Below are 18686 nucleotides of genomic sequence, written 5' to 3'. Positions count from 1 at the left end.
CTCACCGGGCCCGCCGGACGGCACCGGCCGCCGCTCCCCCGCCGAGGATCAGGACCAGCGCGGTCAGCCCCCATCGCCGCTTCTCCTTCGTGCGCGCGTGCGGATCGGCCTTCGCCGCCGCTTTCTCCTGCTTGGGCGCGGCCGCACGGGACGGCTTCGGCACGGGAGCGGGCGGCGGAATCACTTTGGCCATCGAAGTCGGCGTTGGTGACGGCGTTGGTGACGGCCTCGGTGAGGACGTCGGCGTGGGACTCGGTGCCGGGCTCGGGCTCGGTGTCGGGCTCGGGCTCGGTGTCGGGCTCGGGCTAGGACTCGGGTTCGGCGAAGGCGTCGGACTGGGTGACGGACTCGGAGTCGGAGTGGGTGACGGGGTAGGTGTGGGCGTCGGGGACGGAGTAGGAGTGGGTGTCGGCTTGGGCGGCTCCGGTTCCGGCGGCTCGGGCGCGGTGAGGCAGCCCGCCGCGTCCGAACCCGCCAGCGGCGGACCCGAAAGCACCTCGGTCACCTGCCCGCCGCGGTCCAGGCGGTACAGCACGCTGCGCCCGCCGATCCGGTTCGCCGTGGCGTACAGGGCACCGTCGCGGGCGAGCACGACGGAACCGTAGATGTCGGCAGGCGGGAACCGGGCGTCTTCGACTTCACGGACCTTGCCGGACGCCGGGTCGATCGTGATCACCGCGCCTCTTCCGCGCCAAGTGGTGGAGACGCCGTAGAGAAGTCCGTTGTGGTACGCGAAATCGTTGACGTCGTGGGCGAGCGTGATCGGCCGCAGGAACACCGTCCTGATCACCCGCAGGTACCGCTCCCCCGGCGTCAAGTCCACTGTGTACAGTGTGCCGTTCCTCAGCAGGTACCAGGAGTTCCCGCCGATCGCGCCGGCGGTCACCCCGGCGACGGGACTCCACAGCGGCAGCCGGTTCCCGGCGCGGGTGATCGGGCCGAGGTCCTCGGTCCGCCCGTCACGGTCGATCGACACCGCGTGCGCGCCGCGGCTGAGCCCTTCGGCGACACCGAAGACCAGATCCCGTGTCGCGGAGTAACCGAGCGCGTTGAGCCGGTAGCCCGGTTCGGTCACCCGCGAAGTGGTTCCCGAGCCGACATCGAGCCACCGCAGCTTCGACGTCCCGTACGAGCCGGTCTCCGCCTGCACCACCAGGCAAGACTCGGCGGCACGCGCCGTCATCGGGGCCAGCAGCGCCGACGCGCCGACCAGTCCGGCGACGGCCGCCGTCGCCGCCGCCCGTGTCACCCCGTCCACAGTGCTCACCGGTTCAGGTGAGCCTTGCCAGCGCGGCGGTGAACGCGTCGGGTGGGATCCGTACCCCGCCGCCGAACGGGTTCTGCAGCTGGTAGATCGCGAACAACAGCAGGGTGACCGTACCGGCAAGGGTGGACACGATCACCAGATGCGCGGCCAGCCGGGTGCCACCGAACAGGTTGGGCAGCAGCACCGAGATGAGGCTGCCGAGAATGAGCGCGAACCAGACGACACCACCGACCTTGCCGCCCTCGACGGCGTTGAGCCGGGCCTGCCTCGCCTCGTAGACCTGCCAGAGCTGGGTGGACGCCTCGGTCTTCCGCTCACGGAACCAGTCGTCGTCCGAAGGGGCCTTGTCGACCGCCTTCCGCAGCTGGTCGAGCTGCGTCCAGCCGGCGCCGGAGACGGTCTCCTCGCCGCCCGCCATCTGCGGCCACTCCTTCTTCTCGACCGTGGAGATGTACTCCGCGCTCAGCTTCCGGACCTCGACCTTGACCTCGTCACCCAGGGAATCCGCGGCCCAGACCGCGGCGACCAGGCTGTCCGCCTCGTGGTACGAGCCGTCCCGCGCCGCGCTCGCGGAGTCGAAGAGGGAGATCAGGATGAACGCGACCAGGACGGCGTGCAACCCGCCGACGATGGTGAACACCTGGCCCGCGGCGTCGTTGTTGTCCGGCCGCCCCTCGTCCCAGCCGAACTTGCGGACGAGGTAGCCGACGAATCCGGCGAAGGCCGCCGCGCCGACCACCCAGGCGATGCCGGTCAGGTAAATACCCATTCGACTCCTTCCCTGCGATGACTGCTGAACCTAGTTCACGCTTCGACAAGCGAAAAGACCGGTTGAATCAATTCATACCTGCGGCGGATAAGTGAAAGTGGATCATCACCGGCTCGGCCCAACTTCTCATATCGCGAAACGAATTCCGACACGCACCGAAAAGGCGCGTCACCGGTCGGCGAGCCCGCCTTCACGACCGAGTGAGGATCCACCACGTGACGTCATCACCGGGTCGGATACCGACATTTCGAGCAGTTTCGTAGCCCGAACGGCCGTCATCGGTTGCCGCGTCCGGGCCAATCCGGCAAACAGGTGAACCTCTCCCGAGACCCGATCGAGCTGTTTGTCCGAGCATTACCGCTTGCTATGTTGACGTTGCGTCCGCCCGCTCGAATTGGGCATCCGCGAATTGTGCTAACAGCAGTTCACGAAGTCTGAAGGGGAATCCGTTGACGACGATCGACACCCGCATCGGCTCCCGGCCCGCGAACGAAGTACTGGCGTGGAGCCGGAACCTGCTCGATCCGGCGTTGCGCGAAGCCGTCGACGGGCTGCCGGAATCGATGCGGCTCATCGCCGGTTATCACTTCGGCTGGTGGGACGAGCACGGCCGTCCATCCACTTCGGACGGCGGGAAGGCGTTGCGTCCCGCGCTCGCCCTGCTGTCGGCGCAGGCGGTCGGCGGCGACGCCGAAGTCGCCGTCCCGGTGGGGGTCGCGGTGGAGATGGTGCACAACTTCTCGTTGCTGCACGACGACGTGATGGACCGTGACACCACCCGGCGGCACCGCCCGACGGCGTGGACGATCTTCGGCACGGGCGCCGCGATCCTCGCCGGGGACGCCTTGCTGTGCCGGGCCTTCGAGATGCTGGCCCCGTTCGGGCAGACCGCGCTGCGGGTGCTGAGCACGGCCGTGATCGAACTACTGGAGGGCCAGAGCGCGGATCTGAAGTTCGAGGAACGCGGTGACGTCGACACCGCCGAATGCGTACGCATGGCCGAGGGGAAGACCGGCGCGTTGCTCGGGGCGTCCTGCACGCTCGGCGCGATCGCCGGGGAAGGGAGGCAGGATCAGGTCGACCGGCTGACCGAGTACGGGAGGGCACTCGGGCTGGCGTTCCAGCACATCGACGATCTCCTCGGGATCTGGGGCGATCCGGCGGTGACCGGGAAACCGGTCCATTCGGATCTTTCCAACCGGAAGAAGTCCCTGCCGGTGGTGGCCGCGCTCCACTCCGGGACCGAAGCCGGGCGAGAACTGGATGCCTTGTACCGCAAGGAAAACCTCGAAGCCGCGGAGTTGCCCCACGCGGCGGAACTGGTGGAACGGGCGGGCGGCCGGTCCTGGAGCCAGGAGCAGGCCGACGCGCTCCTGACCGGCGCGCTGCACCACCTCGCCGTCTCGAACCCGGTGCCCCGCCCAGGCGCCGAGCTCGCGGCCCTCGCGAAACTGGTGGTGCGGCGACGGTATTGAAGACGGGCGCGGAAAAGCAGCGGGTGGGCCGGTCGAAGCGGCCCGGCCCACTCGCTGTCAGAGCGGAAGGTTTCAGCGTCCGAGGCGGGTCAGCCCCCGCTCACCGGCTCCCCGGCTGAGGACGACCTCGTCGGTGGCCTTGAGCGCTTCCGCGCCGGCGTTCCCGGCCTGCCCGGCGGTCAGGTCGAGCAACCGGATCGGCGGGCCGAGCTGGACCAGGGTCGGGACGTACTCGGCTTTGTCGACCTTCCAGCGTTCGCCGTCCCGCACGAACCGGAACCGCGCGGCCGCGCCCTGTTCGGTCGAGCCCTTCGGTTCCGAATGCCGGGCGACACTGTTGCCGAGGCCGTAGGCGACCCACTTGCCGTTGATCTGCTCGAAGGGCTGCACGACGTGGGCGTGGTGGCCGATGATCAGGTCGATCGAGTCGTCACCGAGGAGTTTCTTCGCCAGTGAGCGCTGTTCGGCGGTCGCTTCGTGCTGATACTCGGTGCCCCAGTGCAGGCTCGCGACGACGACCTGGGCGCCCGCCTTCCGGGCAGCCTTGGCCTGGGCGATCACGTCTTCGGCGTCGATCTGGTTGACCAGCCAGGGTTTCCCCGCGGGAACCTTGATCCCGTTGAACCCGTAGGCGAAGGAGATCTGGGCGACCTTAACGCCCTTGACGTCGACGATCAGCGGCTTCTTCGCCTCTTCGGCCGAACGTGCCGACCCGGTGTGCTTGATCCCCGCCTCGTCGAGTTTGTCGAGCGTCCGCGTCGCGCCGTCCGCGCCCTGGTCGATCGTGTGGTTGGACGCCGTCGAGCAGTTGTCGTAGCCGGTGTCCTTGAGCGCGTCGACGATCTCGGGCGGCGCGCTGAACGACGGGTAGCCGCTGTACGGCCCGCCCTTCGGCGCGAGCGGCGTCTCGAGATGGCAGATGCCGAGGTCGGCGCCGGAGATCAGCGGCTTGATCCCGGCCAGCAGCGGCCGGTAGTCGATCTCACCCTTGCCGTCCTCCTTGGCCTGGTCGGTCAGCGCGGGGTGGATCAGCACGTCACCGGTCGCGACCACGGTGAACGACCCGTCCGGAGCCTGGCTCGCCTGCGTTGGCGCCTCGGACGCGGCGGGCGGCTTCGGTTCCTCGGAGGTGGTACTGCACGCGGCCAGCAGCAGGGCGGTGGCGAGGAGGGCGGTGCCTTGACGGGCGCGGGAGCTGAACATCGGTTCCCTCGATCGGGTGACTTGTCTTGTTCATCCTGCCTTACGGGAATCGCGCGCGACACTCAACCAAAGTCAACAACACCGATCGGACAAACTTCGGACAAGTTCCACAGGACCACTCGCCGCCGAACCCGGCTGCTGACCGGCGATTAATACGACCACAGCCGTTCCTCGTGACCAGATCGCGCCTTGACGTCACCTGGAAGAGTGATTAGTAATACGAGTCACACTCTTCCGCTTCATCCTGGGAGCAATCGATGTCCACAGCTTCGCACAGGTCCCTGCCTTGGCGCATTGTTGGTTCTTGTTTGATTGCTGGTCTCGTGGTGACCGGCTGCTCTTCCGGGAAGGAGACCGCCACACCGCAGCAGCAGGCTCCCGCGAGCGGCAAGGTCACGCTGTTCTACCTGCAGAAACAGGGCGATCAGCAGTACTTCGTCGAGCAGGCGCAGGGCGCGCAGGAGAAGGCGAAGGAGCTGGGCGTCGAACTCAAGGTCGTCAACCTCGGGCAGGACGCCAACAAGGCGATCACCGAACTCGACGCCGCGCTCGCCCAGGGCGCCAACGGCATCGCGATCGTCGTCCCGGACCAGGCCATCGGCCCGCAGGTGCTCGACAAGGCCAAGAGCGCGGGCATCCCGATCATCGCCTCCGACGACGTGATCAAGGACGGCGGCGGCACGAAGTCGCCGTTCGTGGGCTTCAACGGCTCGCAGATGGGCGATTCGGTCGGCAAGGAAGCCGCGAAGCTGTTCAAGGCGGCGGGCTGGACCGCGGCCGACACCAAGATCATCAGCGCCTACAAGCAGGACCTGACCGTGTGCTCGGACCGCGTCTCGGCGGCGAAGGCCGCTTTCGACAAGACTCTGTCTGATCAAAAGAGCGGTGCCCAGGTCCCGGTGATCGAGGTCGGCACCGACAACACCCCGGTGGACGCGCAGAACCGCACCGGCGCGGTGATCGGCTCGAACCCCGGCGTCAAGCACTGGGTGGTCTGGGGCTGCAACGACGAGAACGAGACCGGCGCGGTGACCGCGCTGGCGAACTCGGGCGTCCCCGCCGCCGACATCATCGGCGTCGGCCTCGGCGCGTACCTGACCTGCAAGGACTGGGCCGCGGGCAAGGACACCGGCAACAAGTCGGCGTTGTTCATCTCCGGCGCCGAGGTCGGCCGCACCGCGATCGGACTGCTGGTGGACAAGGTGAAGAACTCCAAGGAACTGCCCCCGGAGACGATCGCGAAGACCCAGATCGTCACCAAGGACAACTACAAGCAGGCCGGCGTCAACTGCATCTGATCCCGCGTGGAGGCGTTTCCATGGCCACATCCGAACCCGCGGCGGCGCTGACCGCCGAAGGGATCAGCAAACGGTTCTCCGGGGTGACGGCGCTCGACGGCGTCACCCTGGACTTCCGGCCCGGCGAGGTGCTCGCGCTGATGGGCGAGAACGGCGCCGGGAAGTCCACCCTGCTGCGGGTGCTGTCGGGCGACCACGGTCCCGACGACGGGCGGCTGCTGCTCGACGGCGGTCCCATGACGTTCGACAGCCCGCGCGCCGCGATGGCCGCCGGGATCCGGGTGATCTACCAGGAACCGGAGATCATCCCGCATGTCTCGGTGGCGGAGAACGTCTTCGTCGGCGAACTGCCGACGCGGGGACGGCTGGTCAACCGGCGGACCCTGCACCGGATGACGCAGGAAGCGTTGCGGGAGTACGGGTTCGAGGGCGTGCTGCGACCGGAGACGCTCGGGAGCAGGCTGTCCGCCGCGCAACGGCAGCTGGTCGAGATCCTGCGGGTGCTCACCGCGACGACGACGGCGAAGGTGATCGCGTTCGACGAGCCGACGTCGTCGCTGTCCGAACACGAGGTCGACGCGTTGTTCGCGCTGATCCGGCGGCTACGGGACAGCGGGGTGGCGGTCGTCTACGTCTCGCACCGGATGAAGGAGATCTTCCAGCTCGCCGATCGCGTGGCGGTGCTGCGCGACGGCAGGCTGATCGGGGTCGAGGACGCCGCCTCCACCGACGAGAACCGGCTGGTGCGCATGATGATCGGCCGCGATCTGTCCACTTTGGAGCGCCGGGTCACGCAGGAGACCGGCCGGGTCGTGCTGCGACTCGACCAGGTCACCACCGACGACGTCGCGGACATCTCCCTGGAGGTCCGCGCGGGCGAGGTCGTCTGTCTCGCCGGGCTGGTCGGCGCCGGGCGGTCGGAACTCGCGCACGCGATCGTCGGCGACCTGCCGGTGCGCTCGGGAACCGTGGAACTGGACGGGAAACCGTTACGTGCCCGTACTCCCGGCGACGCGGTCAAGGCGGGGATCGGGTTCGCGCCCGAGGAACGCAAGACCGACGCGTTGCTGATGCAGCGATCCGTGCGCGACAACGTCTCCATCGCCGTACTGGACCGGCTGCGCCGGTTCCGGGTGGTGCGGCGGGCCAAGGAACGCGAACTCGTCGAGGAGTACGTGCGCGAACTGCGGGTGCGGACGCCGTCGATGGAGCAGGAGGTCCGCAAGCTCTCCGGCGGCAACCAGCAGAAGACCGTGCTCGCGCGGTGGCTCGCGCGGCGCCCGAAGCTGCTGATCCTCGACGAGCCGACGCGCGGGGTCGACGTCGGCGCGAAGGCCGAGATCTACCGGATCATCGACGGCCTCGCCGCCGAAGGCATCGCGCTGCTGGTGATCTCGTCCGATCTGCCCGAGGTGCTGAGTCTCGCCGACCGGATCGTCGTGCTGCGCGCGGGCCGGGTCGCGGGCGAGCTCGGCCGCGACGACGCGAGTGAAGAAGCCGTGCTGACCCTGGCCATTCCCGCCACCGAAGAAGACCTGGAGATCGTCTCGTGAGCACCCCCACGCGCACCGAATCCGAAGAACGGGCTCCCGCCGCGGAAGCCGAGCGTGTCTCCCCCGTCCGCCGGGTGCTGACCGCGATCGGCGTGCAGAACTCGAGCCTGCTGCTCACCCTGATCGCGCTGGTGATCCTGATGAGCTCGCTGAACGAGAACTTCCTCCGCACCAACAACCTGCTCCTGATCGGCAGCGCGATCACCATCATGGGCCTGTTGTCGCTGGTGCAGACCCTGGTGATCATCCTGGGCGCGCTGGACATCTCGGTCGGCTCGATGGCCGGGCTCGCGTCGGTGGTTTCGGCGATGGTGTTCACCTCGACCGGCTCCTCCGCGGTCGGGACGCTCGCCGCGATCGGCGTCGGCGTGGTGTGCGGCCTGGTCAACGGCATGATCATCATCTTCGGCCGGGTCAACCCGGTGGTCGCGACGCTGGCGATGCTGGCGACGTACAAGGGCATCGCGCAGGTGGTCTCGGACGGGAAGGCGCAGGGCTACACCGGCGCCGACGACCTGTTCATCTTCCTGGCCAAGGGCTCCATCGCCGGACTGCCGACGCTGGTGTGGGTGTTCCTGCTCGTCGCGGCGATCCTGCACTTCCTGTTGCGCTACACCGACATCGGCCGCAACATCTACGCGATCGGCGGCAACGACACCGCCGCGCGGCTGGCCGGGATCAACATCAACCGCTACATCATCGGCGTGTACGCCCTCGTCGGAGTGGTCGCGGCGATCGCGGGGCTGCTGATCACCGCGCGCACCGGATCAGGGCAGCCGACATCCGGTTCCGAAGGGCTCGAACTGCTCGCCGTCACCGGCGCCGCGCTCGGCGGCACGATGCTCAAGGGCGGCAAGGGATCCATCATCAGCACCGTGCTGGCGGTGATCATCCTGGGCGTGCTCAACAACGGGATGTCCGGGCTCGGCGTCAACCCCTTCTGGCAGAACATGGCCACCGGGACCCTGCTCGTCGTCGCCGTCGTGCTCCAGCAGGTCCGCGGCGGGGAACGCCGGGTCGGCCTGCCCGTATGACCCGACATGCCCGGATCGTCGACGAACTGGGCAGGCTGATCGTTTCCGGGGCCTTCGGGACCGAGCAGCCGATCGTGCCGGAGGATCTCGGCCGCCGGTTCTCCGCGTCGCGCACGGTGGTGCGGGAAGCGTTGCGGGTGCTGGAATCCAAGGGCATGGTCGCGGCGCGACCGCGGGTCGGCACCTGGACGCGGCCGCCGGAGCACTGGGACGCGATCGATCCCGACGTCATCGCGTGGCGGGTCGCCGGTCCCGAACGCTCGCGGCATCTGGCGGAACTGCACGAACTGCGGCTGGCGATCGAACCGCAGGCGGCGCGGATGGCCGCGTGGCATCGGTGTCCGGACGAGCTCGCGGTCCTCGTCGCGACGTACGGGCTGATGGCCGACGCGGTCGACCTCCGGGCTTTTCAGGAGGCCGACCGCGCCTTCCACGCGGCCCTGCTTCGCGCGTCCGGCAACGCTTTGATCGCGCAGTTGCACATTCCGGTCGTCGCGGCGCTCGAAGAGGTGCCCGGCGACGAAGTGCTGTCCGCCCATTCGCTCGTGGTCGCGGCGGTGCTCGGAAAAGACGGTGACGGAGCGGAATCGGCGTCGCGCCGGTTACTGGAAACCGTTGTGCCGTACCGCTCACCGGCATCTTGACACCCTCAGCGGTGCACACCATTCTCGATTCCGGGTTTCCGGGCACGGAAGCTCACCGCCGCCGCGAAGTGCTTAAGGAGGACGCTCCATGCGTTTCCTCGGAATCGGCCATGCGGCCCCCGCGAGATCGCCGCTCAATCACGCGTGTCGTCCGTCTGATCACGCGTGTCGTCCATCCAGTCACGCCGGCCCGGCTTGCGGCATCGGCGAACTCGCGTGATCAGACGGCGAACTCTCGTGATTGGATGGACGAGACGCGTGATCGGGTGGACGTCAGCCGGACAAGGGCGAGGCCGGGTCGCCCTGCTCGCCGCGGCGGTGTTGGGCGCGAGCCTGTCGACCGTGCCCCCGGCCGTCGCCGCGGAGCAGTGCACCGTGGCGAAGGCGATGATCGCGGCAGGCGACCACTGGGTCGCCAACGGAACGGATCTCGCGGCGAACTCATGGCAGAACGGCACCTTCCACGTCGGGAACCTCGCGCTGGTGCGGACGACGGGCGTCTCGAACCACAAGACGCTTCCGTGGGCCCAGGACAACAAGTACCTGTTGCAGAGCGACCCGGCGCGGCCGTTCTTCCCGGCCTTCCAGGCGGCCGGTGAGGCGTATCTGGACCTGTACTCCTTCCACCCCGACGCCCCGGTGATCGCCGATGTCCGCCAACGGATCGCCGACGAGGTCGTGAGTGTGGAGCGGGGCAATACCGGTTACTGGGACCACGTCGAGGCGCTGAACATGGCGATGCCGTCGCTGGCGCGGATCGGCGTCATGGACGGCAGCGAGCCGGCACTGGCGGCGATGGGGAAACTGTTCCGCTCGGCGGAAAGGAAGCTGTACGACGGCGGGATCGGACTCTGGCGCCGCGACGCGGGCAGCGACGCTTACTGGTCGCGCGGCAACGGCTGGGCGCTCGCCGGTTTGGCGAAGGTGCTGCAGGTCCTGCCTTCCGGCGACCCGCGTCGGCCGGAGTACCTGCGGGTCTTCGAGAAGATGGCGAACACGCTCTGGTTCCTGCAGCGACGGGACGGCTTCTGGAACACGGATCTGCTGCGGCCGTGGAACCACGGCGGACCGGAAAGCAGCGGGACCGCGCTGATCACGTTCGGGCTCGCCTGGGGCGTCAACGCCGGGCTCCTCGACGCGGGCAAGTACCGGCGCACCGTCGACAAGGCCTGGGAAGCGTTGTCCACCAAGGCTTTGCGGGCGGACGGTTTCCTCGGCTACGTGCAGCCGGTCGCTTCCGGCCCTGGGCCTTCGAGTGCCGGTGACACGGGTGCCTACGGCGTCGGCGCGTTCCTGATCGCGGGACAGCAGGTGGCCCGCCTGACGCCCGGCTGCTAGCGCCCGACCCGCTTGACCCAGCTCGGACTGCCTGCCCGGTCACGAGGGGGCGTCGAACTCGGCGGGAAAGTACGTGGGCCGAGGGCCTTCACCGGTACCGGATACAGGCCTTTCCGGAAGGCGCCGTTTTCGAACAAGACGACCATGGCGGTGTCTTCGCCGCCGACCCACGCCTCGGCATTGCGGCGTCCCGCCTGATACCTGGCGTCGTAGGTCGACATGATCGAACGGAGCCGGATCGTGCTGCCGTCTTCGAAGCCGATCGAGATCAACGGCAGGGGCGCCGCACGTCCTTCGAAGACTTCGACGTCGACGACTTTCGCGGCGTACCAACCGGTCTTCCGCACGGACCTGGCTCTTCTGTTCCAGCCCGCCCAGGCTGTCAAGCTGCCGAAGCCTCCGACGGCCAGTGGAACGCCGGGGAGAATCGCGAGGGCCGGTGAACGCACCACCACCACCGAGAGCCACACCATGAGACCGAACATCACGACAAGGAATATGGAGAGCGGGATGGCCAGGAGGCTCATGGTGTGGAAACGCTGGGATTGCACCTCGAGTCCTGGCTTCCGTGCGACGGCTGTTTCCACGGGAAGCCAGGTGTCGACCGTGGCCCCGCGTACCTTGCGGCCGTACTGGAGAGCGATGCCGCACGCGATCCCGGCGGCGAGGAGCCCGGCCGACAGGACCACGAGTTCGGCGCTTCTCACCCAGGCGGCGCCGTCCCCTGACAGACCGAGGCAAAGCATGACGCCGGCGGCAAGGGCGACCACGAGCCCGCCCACGGTCGCCAGGTAGAACATCCGTCGCCGGTCCAGAAGCATCGGCACTGAAGAATGGGTGGCCACGGGGAACTCCCTTGGGTCGACGAACACCATGCCGACCAGACTTCCCGGCGCTCCTACCTGGACGATACCCGAACCGCCTCACGATCGGAACGCGTTTCGGGATCAGACCAGGCAGTCGCCGGGTTCGCCTCGGCGCAGAGCCGGATCCTCCTGAGGGAAGGTCCGCGCCACACCAGGGCCGCTGGACCGCGTCTCGAACCGCACGGTCACCCGCCCGTGCCCGGCGCCCTGCACCCAGCCCGTTCCGTGCGCATCGTGCACGACGTCGTCTCCGGGGCGCCAAGTCGACGAGACCGCGACCACCGGTGCGGGCGCCCGCTCGACCACGGGCACGTCCGGAGCAGGGACGGCGAGCGTGAACAGCGGATCCTGATGCGGCACCGAAAGCCCCGAGAACGCGACCCCGGCCAGCCGCACCCCGCCGAATTCGGTCGGGTCGATCAGCAGCCGTTCCGCCATCGAGGCGAGCTGGTCGAATTCGTCGGTGGGTGAGGCCATCGTCTCCGAACGTGTCACCGTGCTGAAGTCGGTGTGCCGCAGTTTCACCACCACCGTCCGCGCGACCCTGCCGGCGTTGACGAGCCGTTTGTGCGCGTGGACGGCGAGGTCGCGGACCTCGCGCCGCAGGCTCGGCAGGTCGATCAGGTCCCGGTCGAAGGTCGTCTCCGCGCTGACCTGCTTGAGTTCCGCGCGGTCGGACACCGGCCGGTCGTCGACGCCGGTCGCCAGGCGCCGCAGGTCCCGGCCGACCACACTGCCCAAAGTGGACACCGCGTCGGCGTCGGAGAGCGCGGTGAGCTGCCCGAGCGTCCGGACGCCGATCGCCCGCAGTTTCCCCTCCGCCACCGGGCCGATCCCCCACAGCACCCTGGTCGGCAACGGGGCGAGGAAGTCGCGTTCGGTGCCCTGGTCGACGACGAGCAGCCCGTCCGGTTTGGCCAGATCCGACGCGACCTTCGCCACCTGCTTCCCCGACGCCGCCCCGATCGACGCCACCAGGCCGATGTCGGACCGGATGTGTTCCCGCAGGCGGGCACCGAACTCCCGGACCTGATCCGACGACGCCCCGGCCAGCGACGGCGGTTCCGCGAAGGCCTCGTCGAGGGAGATCCGTTCCAGCACGGGCGCGTACTGGGCGACAAGATCGAACACCTGCGTGCTCAGCAGTTCGTACAACTTGAACCGCGGCGGGAGGATCACGCCGTTGGGCGGCAGCAGCCGTCGGGCCTGCGACATCGGCATCGCCGACTTGATCCCGTGTTCACGCGCCTGGTAACTCGCCCCGGCGACCACGCCGCGCGGGCCCGCGCCGCCGACCAGGACGGGACGCCGCGCCAGGGTCGGCCGGGTCAGCTGTTCACAGGAGGCGTAGAACGCGTCCATGTCGAGATGGATGACCCACCGGTCATGCCCGCCCATCGCCCGGTACCTCGAGAAGACGGTGCAGGGCCTTCGTGTACTCCTCGAACGCGGCCCGGCCACGGGTGGTCAGCTCGACCAGCGTGACCGGTGTGCGATGTTCGAAGGCCTTGGTGATCTCGACGTAGCCGGCGTCCTCGAGTTTGCGCAGATGCGTCGACAGATTGCCCGGTGTCATGTCCAGCAGCTGCTGTAGCCGCGGGAAAGTGATGCGATCCCCCGGCCCGAGGCTCGACAGCGCCACCGTGACCCGCAACCGCGCCTGCGCGTGGATCACCGGATCGAGCTGCGGCAGCCCGTCTTCGCTCATCGCGACCGCACCAGGAAGACCAGCGACGCCACCAGGAAGCCACCGCCGCCCGCGAGGCTCAGCACGAGGAAGTTGTGCGGCCCGCCCGCCAGCACACTCGCCGCGCCGCACGCGATGATCCACACGCCGAGGCCGTACTGCAGTTTGCTCTGCCACAGCATTCCGCCCGCGAGGTACATCAGGCCGGTCAGCATGAGCGACGTCCCGGACCACAGCAACGGGATCAGGTCGGTGTCGAGGCCGAGGCGGATCAGCGCGGTGTTCACCACCGTCAGCCCGCCGAACGCGATCACCCAGCTCCACCCGTACATCGCCCCGACGAGTCGGGACGGTCCGCGCACGCCACGGCCCGCGCGGATGCCGTAGATCGCCGAATACGCCATGGCCCCGGCGAAACCGGCGACCGTGATCGCCGCGGCGGCCCACATCGGCATCAAGGCGGTGGGCGGGGCGGAGACGTAGACGAGCCCGAAACCGAACAGCCACACCAGACCCCAGACGGCGAGCAGCACGGCCGGGTTCGGCCCGATCTCGCGCCGGGTCTTCTCCGACTGCCTGGCGATGAGCGCGAGCGACTCCTCGGGCGTCATCGGCCGCTCGTCGCCGTCCCGTTCATCCTCCACCACCTGGGAAAGCTAACACGCGATCACAGTCTCGCCGTGTCAAGCCGGAACCTCGCCATCACCACGAGCGCGGGAACCACGAGCCAGGCCGCGAGCACCCCGACGGCGATCAGCGTGCCCGAACCGCCGAGCACCGGCGCGCGGCCGATCTCGCCGAGCCAGTACGTCGGCATGATGTGCCCGGCGGTGTTCATCCAGCCGGGCAGGATCTGCAGCGGGATCCACAGCCCGCCGAACATGCCCAGCGGCAGCATCAGCGCACCGGTCACGGCCTGGACGGTGTCGCCCTTGCCGAACAGGCCGATCATCAGTCCCAGCACCGCGAAGGGCAGCGCCCCGAGCCACAGTGAACCGAAGATCGTCAGCCACTGGCCGGTTTCGAGCCGGATGCCGCGGATCATCCCGGCCGCGAAGATCACCAGCAGGACGGGAAGCGCGACGAACAATCCCGCCGACACCTTGACCATCAGGTAGCCCGGCGCCCGCAGCGGGGTGAGCCGCAACGTGCGCTGCCAGCCGTCGGTGCGTTCGGTGGCGACGCGGGTGCCGGTGAACAGCGCGGCGGTCATGGCGCCGTACGCGGCCATGTTCACCATGGTCACCGTCGCGGTCGAGATGCCGGGAGCGATCTCTTGGGCGCCGAAGATGCCGCCGAACAACAGGAACATCGCCAGGGGCATGCCGATGGTGAACAGCGCGAACTGCGGGCTGCGGACGATGCGCTTGATCTCCAGCGCGAGGTAGTTCAGGTTCATCGCAAGACTCCCTCGGTCTCAGCTGTGTTCTGCCCTTCAGGCGTGTCCGCGGTCAGCGCGATGAAGGCTTCTTCCAGTCCCACGGCGGTGATCTCGATGTTCGCGGCGAGCGGGAACTCGCGCAGCAGGCCGCGGATGGCGGCGTCGGAATCAGCGCAGCTGAGCTCCGCGTGCCCGGCCCGCAGCACCGCGCGCGACACTCCGGGCAGCGCGACCAGCCCGGCTTCGGTCGCCTCTGGGACGACGGCACGCAGCACCCGGCCCGCGACCGCGGCCCGGACCTCGCCGACCGGCCCGTCCGCGACGACCCGGCCGTGCCGCATGAGCACGACGCGATCCGCGTAGTCCTCGGCCTCGGCGAGGTAGTGCGTCGCGAACAGGACCGTGCGACCGGTCTCGGTGTATTCGCGCATCGACGCCCAGAACCGGCGCCGACCCTCGACGTCCATCGCCGCGGTCGGCTCGTCGAGTACCAGCAGGTCCGGATCGCCGACCAGCGCGAGCGCGAACCGCACCCGCTGCTGCTCGCCACCGGAGAGCTTCCCGCAGCGGCGGTTCGCGTACTCGGTGACTCCGGCGCGCTTGAGAACCTCTCGGGTCGGCAACGGGTTCCGGTGCAGCGAGGCGAACAGGCCGACGAGCTCGGCGACCGTGGCGTCCCTCAGCAGCGTCCCGTTCTGGGCCATCGCGCCGACCATCCCCCGGTCCATCGCCTCGGCCGCGCTGAGCCCGGCGACCCGCACCTGACCGGTATCCGGCCTGGTCAGGCCCAGCAGCATGTCGATCGTGGTGGATTTGCCCGCACCGTTCGGGCCGAGCAGCGCCACCACCTCCCCCGGTGCGACACGCACACTGACGCCGTCGACGGCCAGGACGTCGCCGAAGCGCTTCTCCAGCCCTTCGAGGCTGAACGCGTCCTCCATGACTCTCCCCCTTCGAGCACTCTGAACCACAAAGCTCACCCTCAACTTTGTAACACAAAGTCCCCTGCCCTGGAAACCCTAGAACGCCGTGAAGGCCTCCTTCCCTACGCTCAAGGTAGGGAAGGAGGCCTTCACGGACTTTCTGACTAGGCGGGCACTCGGGAGAGCGCAGCGGCCGCGGGTGCTGCCGGTGCCGGGGGTGGCACCGGGAGCGGCAGCGGAGCGCATTCGACGTCGGCCGTCCGCCCTGGCTTGCGGTCGGGCAGTGCCCCGGTCGCCAGGTAGTCGGCGATCCGGTTGTCGACGCACGCGTTGCCGCGCGGGGTGATCGCGTGGCTCGTACCGCCCGGCTCACCGATCAGGCGAGCGCCGGGGAACCGGCTACGCACCTCGAGGCTGCCCTCGTACGGCGTCGCCGCGTCGAGCGTCTCGCCGATCATCAGCACACTCGGCACCTTCTTGCCGTCGACCTTGACCGGCTTGCCCGGCTTCGCGGGCCAGTACAGGCAGGGCCCGTTGTACCAAGCGTTCTGCCAGGTGAAGTATGGCGCCTTCTGGTAGGTCCGCCAGTTGTCGTGCTTCCACTGCTGCCAGCTCTGCGGCCACTTCACGTCGGTGCACTGGACGGCGAGATAGACGGCGTAACCATTGTCGTCGCCACGGCCGCCGAAGCTCTCGAAGAGCCCCTTCATCGTCTGCCAGTCACCCTTGTTGACGAACTTCGCCAGCGCGTCACCGAGCAACGTCCAGCGCAGCTGGTAGTAGGAGGCCTGGTTGAAGACGTCGAGGAACTCGTCCGGTCCGATGAAGCCGCCCGCCGGGACCGCGCGCAGCTTCGTCAGCTGATCGTCGAAGACCTGCTTCACCGCGGCCTGGGTCTTGCCGAGGTGGTAGACGTCGTCGTGCGAAGCGACCCAGCCGAACCAGATGTTGAGGTTCACGTCATAGGCGAGGTCCTGGTTCAGGTTAGCCTGGTACCAGACGTTGCGCGGGTCCACAGTGGAATCGAGGACCATCCGGCGGACGTGCTGCGGGAACAGCGTCCCGTAGACCTGGCCGAGATAGGTGCCGTAGGAGTACCCGTAGAAGTTCAGCTGCTCCGCGCCGAGCGCCTTGCGGATGCTGTCCATGTCCTGGACCGTGTCGGTCGTCTTGATGTTCTCCAGCAGCGCGCGGCTGTTCTTCTCGGCGCACGCGTCGGCGTAGGACTTCGAACGCTGGAGCCAGGTCTTCTCCAGCTGCCGCGTCGTCGGCACGTATTCCGGCCGGTTGTAGTCCATGTAGTTCGGGATGCACGAGAGCGCGGGCTTGCTGGAGCCGACGCCGCGCGGGTCGAAACCGACCCAGTCGTAGGCGTCGCCGGCGTGGTTCGGCACGCGCGGCCCGCGGGTCGCGAGCAGCAGCCCGGAACCGCCGGGACCGCCGGGGTTCGTGAGCATGACGCCCTGGTACTGCGCTTCGGGCGTCTTGTGCTTCACGCGGCTGAGCGCGAGCTGGATCTTCTCGCCGCGCGGCCTCGAGTAGTCGAGCGGGACCGGCAGGTAGCCGCATTCGGCGCTGGCGTTGATCAACGCCGGGTCGGTACAAGCGCCCCAGGTGATCGTCTCGGCGGGTCGCGCCGCTTCGTCCGCACCGGCGGGCGCGGTCACCGCGACCGAGGCGAGCGTGGCGACGGCCAGCGCGGTGATGAGCACACGTCTCAAGGTTTTTCCCTTTCCCTCCAAAGGTGAAAGCCCCGAAACCCTATCCGCGCCGATGACCTGCGAAAGCCTTCCGGCGAAGGTCCCTACCAACGGCGGGTCCCGATCGCGGCAAACCGGGCAACCGGTTAATCGGTTGGGAGGCAGCCCCGATGCGCGCTAGGGTCTCGATCATGATCTATTACGTGCGCATCCGCACCGCCTGAGACGGCGTGACCGCAGGGCCTCCCGCGATCGGGAGGCCCCCTTTCTGCGCGCCGTCTGACGTCCCATCACGGATCCAGACAGGACATCATGCAGAAGCACATCGCCATGATCGGCTGCACCGCGCCGAGTCACATCTACCCGTCGCTGGCCGTCATCCGTGAGCTGGTCGCTCGCGGGCATCGCGTCAGCTACGTCGTGGGCGAGCCGCTCACCGGGTTGATCGAACCGACCGGGGCTGAGGTCGTCTCGCACTCCTCGATCCTCCCGCTCGGCGACCAGTCGGCGTGGCCGGAAGACCCGGCGTCGCAGATGCGGGTCTTCCTCGACGAGGGCATCCAGGCGATGCCGGTGCTGACCGGGTTCTACGACGACAACCGGCCTGACCTGTTGCTCTACGACATCGGCGGGCTCCCGGCGCCTCTTCTCGCCCGGCGCTACGGCGTTCCGGCGGTGCAGCTTTCCCCGACGTACGTCGCTTGGGAAGGTTACGAAGAGGACATGGGCGAGATCCTGACCTCGATCCGGTCCTCACCGTCCGGAAAGGACTACTTCGCCACTTTCACCCGGTGGCTGAACGAGAACGGGATCGAGGCCGACGCCTGGGAGTGGATCTCCCATCCGGAGCAGGTCCTCGCTTTGCTGCCGGGGGCGATGCAGCCGAACGTCGAACGGGTGCCGCCGTCGGTCCGGTTCGTCGGCCCGGCACTGGACCCGGAACGCCTCGCCGACCGGAGCTGGACCCCGCCCGCGAGCGGCAGGAAGGTCCTGCTGATGTCGCTCGGCACGGCGTTCACCGACCAGATCGACCTGTTCCGCGCGTGTGTGGACGGGTTCCGCGACTCGGACTGGCACGTGGTGATCTCGATCGGCCAGACCGACGCGGCCGAACTCGGCCCACTGCCCGAGCACATCGAGGTCCATCCGTTCGTCCCGCAGCTCGCGGTGCTGGAGGCCGCGTCGGCGTTCATCACGCACGCCGGGATGGGCGGCAGCACCGAATCGCTGTGGTACGGCGTGCCGACCGTCGCGATCCCGCTGGCCACCGACGGTTTCGGCAACGCGGCGAAACTGGCGGAACTGGGTGTCGGTGAGCAGCTCCCGGCCGACGACGTGACGGCCTCGACGTTACGGGCCGCTGTCGAGCGGGTCGCCGGGTCACCTTCGGTGGCCGCGCGGCTCGCCGAGGTGCGGGCCGAGACACGGAGGAACGGCGGGATCGAGCGGGCGGCGGACGCCGTGGAGTCCTTCCTGCAGTAACCGCACTCGCGTGCTCAGAGGCGGAACTCTCGTGATTGGGGACGGAACATCGTGTTCCGCCCCCAA

General features: G+C 68.5%; 17 protein-coding genes. 7 read left to right on the top strand and 10 right to left on the bottom strand.

Going from position 1 to position 18686, the window contains the following annotated elements; translation table 11 throughout:
• Nucleotide 1: 1 nt before the first annotated feature.
• Together AMYAL_RS0126385 and AMYAL_RS0126380 are read right to left on the bottom strand one after the other, a co-directional pair.
• Nucleotides 2-1267 (bottom strand): DUF6923 family protein, encoded by a 1266-nt coding sequence (locus tag AMYAL_RS0126385; protein WP_026467462.1) that lies wholly within the window; start codon nt 1265-1267, stop codon nt 2-4.
• A gap of 4 nt (nt 1268-1271) precedes the next feature.
• The gene (locus AMYAL_RS0126380; protein WP_020634269.1) at nt 1272-2036 is read right to left on the bottom strand and encodes a bestrophin-like domain; all 765 of its coding nucleotides are present in this window, start codon (nt 2034-2036) and stop codon (nt 1272-1274) included.
• Nucleotides 2037-2485: 449 nt separating this feature from the next.
• On the opposite strand from AMYAL_RS0126380, the gene AMYAL_RS0126375 reads away from it, so the two are divergent.
• Nucleotides 2486-3511 carry a family 2 encapsulin nanocompartment cargo protein polyprenyl transferase gene (locus AMYAL_RS0126375; RefSeq protein WP_020634268.1) on the top strand — a complete coding sequence of 342 codons (1026 nt, stop codon included), beginning with the start codon at nt 2486-2488 and terminating at the stop codon, nt 3509-3511.
• 72 nt (nt 3512-3583) lie between these two features.
• On the opposite strand, the gene AMYAL_RS0126370 is transcribed toward AMYAL_RS0126375, so the two are convergent.
• A complete protein-coding gene (locus AMYAL_RS0126370; protein ID WP_020634267.1) occupies nt 3584-4714 on the bottom strand; it encodes a CapA family protein in 1131 nt (376 codons plus the stop codon).
• Between the two features lie 326 nt (nt 4715-5040).
• On the opposite strand from AMYAL_RS0126370, the gene AMYAL_RS0126365 reads away from it, so the two are divergent.
• From AMYAL_RS0126365 to AMYAL_RS0126345, 5 genes are all read left to right on the top strand, one after another.
• On the top strand, nt 5041-6012 hold the full coding sequence (locus AMYAL_RS0126365) for a substrate-binding domain-containing protein (protein WP_245193052.1): 972 nt from the start codon (nt 5041-5043) through the stop codon (nt 6010-6012).
• A gap of 20 nt (nt 6013-6032) precedes the next feature.
• Nucleotides 6033-7565, top strand: coding sequence for a sugar ABC transporter ATP-binding protein (locus tag AMYAL_RS0126360; RefSeq protein WP_020634265.1), 1533 nt, complete (start codon nt 6033-6035; stop codon nt 7563-7565).
• Nucleotides 7562-8599: an ABC transporter permease gene (locus tag AMYAL_RS0126355; RefSeq protein ID WP_020634264.1), complete on the top strand. Its 1038-nt coding sequence runs from the start codon at nt 7562-7564 to the stop codon at nt 8597-8599. The genes AMYAL_RS0126360 and AMYAL_RS0126355 overlap by 4 nt, the downstream gene beginning before the upstream one ends.
• Nucleotides 8596-9243 (top strand): FadR/GntR family transcriptional regulator, encoded by a 648-nt coding sequence (locus tag AMYAL_RS0126350; RefSeq protein ID WP_020634263.1) that lies wholly within the window; start codon nt 8596-8598, stop codon nt 9241-9243. The genes AMYAL_RS0126355 and AMYAL_RS0126350 overlap by 4 nt, the downstream gene beginning before the upstream one ends.
• 258 nt (nt 9244-9501) lie before the next feature.
• On the top strand, nt 9502-10581 hold the full coding sequence (locus tag AMYAL_RS0126345) for a glycoside hydrolase family 88 protein (protein ID WP_020634262.1): 1080 nt from the start codon (nt 9502-9504) through the stop codon (nt 10579-10581).
• Here AMYAL_RS0126345 and AMYAL_RS47835 read toward each other — a convergent pair.
• From AMYAL_RS47835 to AMYAL_RS0126310, 7 genes are all read right to left on the bottom strand, one after another.
• Nucleotides 10578-11426: a hypothetical protein gene (locus tag AMYAL_RS47835; protein WP_143267604.1), complete on the bottom strand. Its 849-nt coding sequence runs from the start codon at nt 11424-11426 to the stop codon at nt 10578-10580. The genes AMYAL_RS0126345 and AMYAL_RS47835 overlap by 4 nt on opposite strands.
• Before the next feature lie 102 nt (nt 11427-11528).
• Nucleotides 11529-12845, bottom strand: a complete 1317-nt coding sequence (locus AMYAL_RS0126335) for a DNA polymerase IV (protein ID WP_020634260.1) — start codon at nt 12843-12845, stop codon at nt 11529-11531.
• Nucleotides 12832-13155, bottom strand: coding sequence for a transcriptional regulator (locus tag AMYAL_RS0126330; RefSeq protein ID WP_020634259.1), 324 nt, complete (start codon nt 13153-13155; stop codon nt 12832-12834). The genes AMYAL_RS0126335 and AMYAL_RS0126330 overlap by 14 nt, the downstream gene beginning before the upstream one ends.
• Nucleotides 13152-13781, bottom strand: a complete 630-nt coding sequence (locus AMYAL_RS0126325) for a hypothetical protein (RefSeq protein ID WP_020634258.1) — start codon at nt 13779-13781, stop codon at nt 13152-13154. Before AMYAL_RS0126325 ends, AMYAL_RS0126330 begins: the two co-directional genes overlap by 4 nt.
• A gap of 20 nt (nt 13782-13801) precedes the next feature.
• Nucleotides 13802-14533, bottom strand: a complete 732-nt coding sequence (locus AMYAL_RS0126320) for an ABC transporter permease (RefSeq protein WP_020634257.1) — start codon at nt 14531-14533, stop codon at nt 13802-13804.
• Nucleotides 14530-15456 (bottom strand): ABC transporter ATP-binding protein, encoded by a 927-nt coding sequence (locus AMYAL_RS46200; protein ID WP_020634256.1) that lies wholly within the window; start codon nt 15454-15456, stop codon nt 14530-14532. Before AMYAL_RS46200 ends, AMYAL_RS0126320 begins: the two co-directional genes overlap by 4 nt.
• A 146-nt stretch (nt 15457-15602) precedes the next feature.
• On the bottom strand, nt 15603-17159 hold the full coding sequence (locus AMYAL_RS0126310; RefSeq protein WP_039794124.1) for an alpha/beta hydrolase: 1557 nt from the start codon (nt 17157-17159) through the stop codon (nt 15603-15605).
• A 288-nt stretch (nt 17160-17447) separates the two neighbouring features.
• Between AMYAL_RS0126310 and AMYAL_RS0126305 the strand changes: the two genes are divergently transcribed.
• On the top strand, nt 17448-18620 hold the full coding sequence (locus tag AMYAL_RS0126305; RefSeq protein WP_093976432.1) for a macrolide family glycosyltransferase: 1173 nt from the start codon (nt 17448-17450) through the stop codon (nt 18618-18620).
• The last annotated feature ends 66 nt before the right edge of the window (nt 18621-18686 follow it).

This window comes from Amycolatopsis alba DSM 44262, from assembly GCF_000384215.1.
Lineage (GTDB): Bacteria > Actinomycetota > Actinomycetes > Mycobacteriales > Pseudonocardiaceae > Amycolatopsis > Amycolatopsis alba.
The sequence above is the reverse complement of the archived record's forward strand: the minus strand, read 5'-3'. Positions and strand labels throughout refer to the sequence as shown.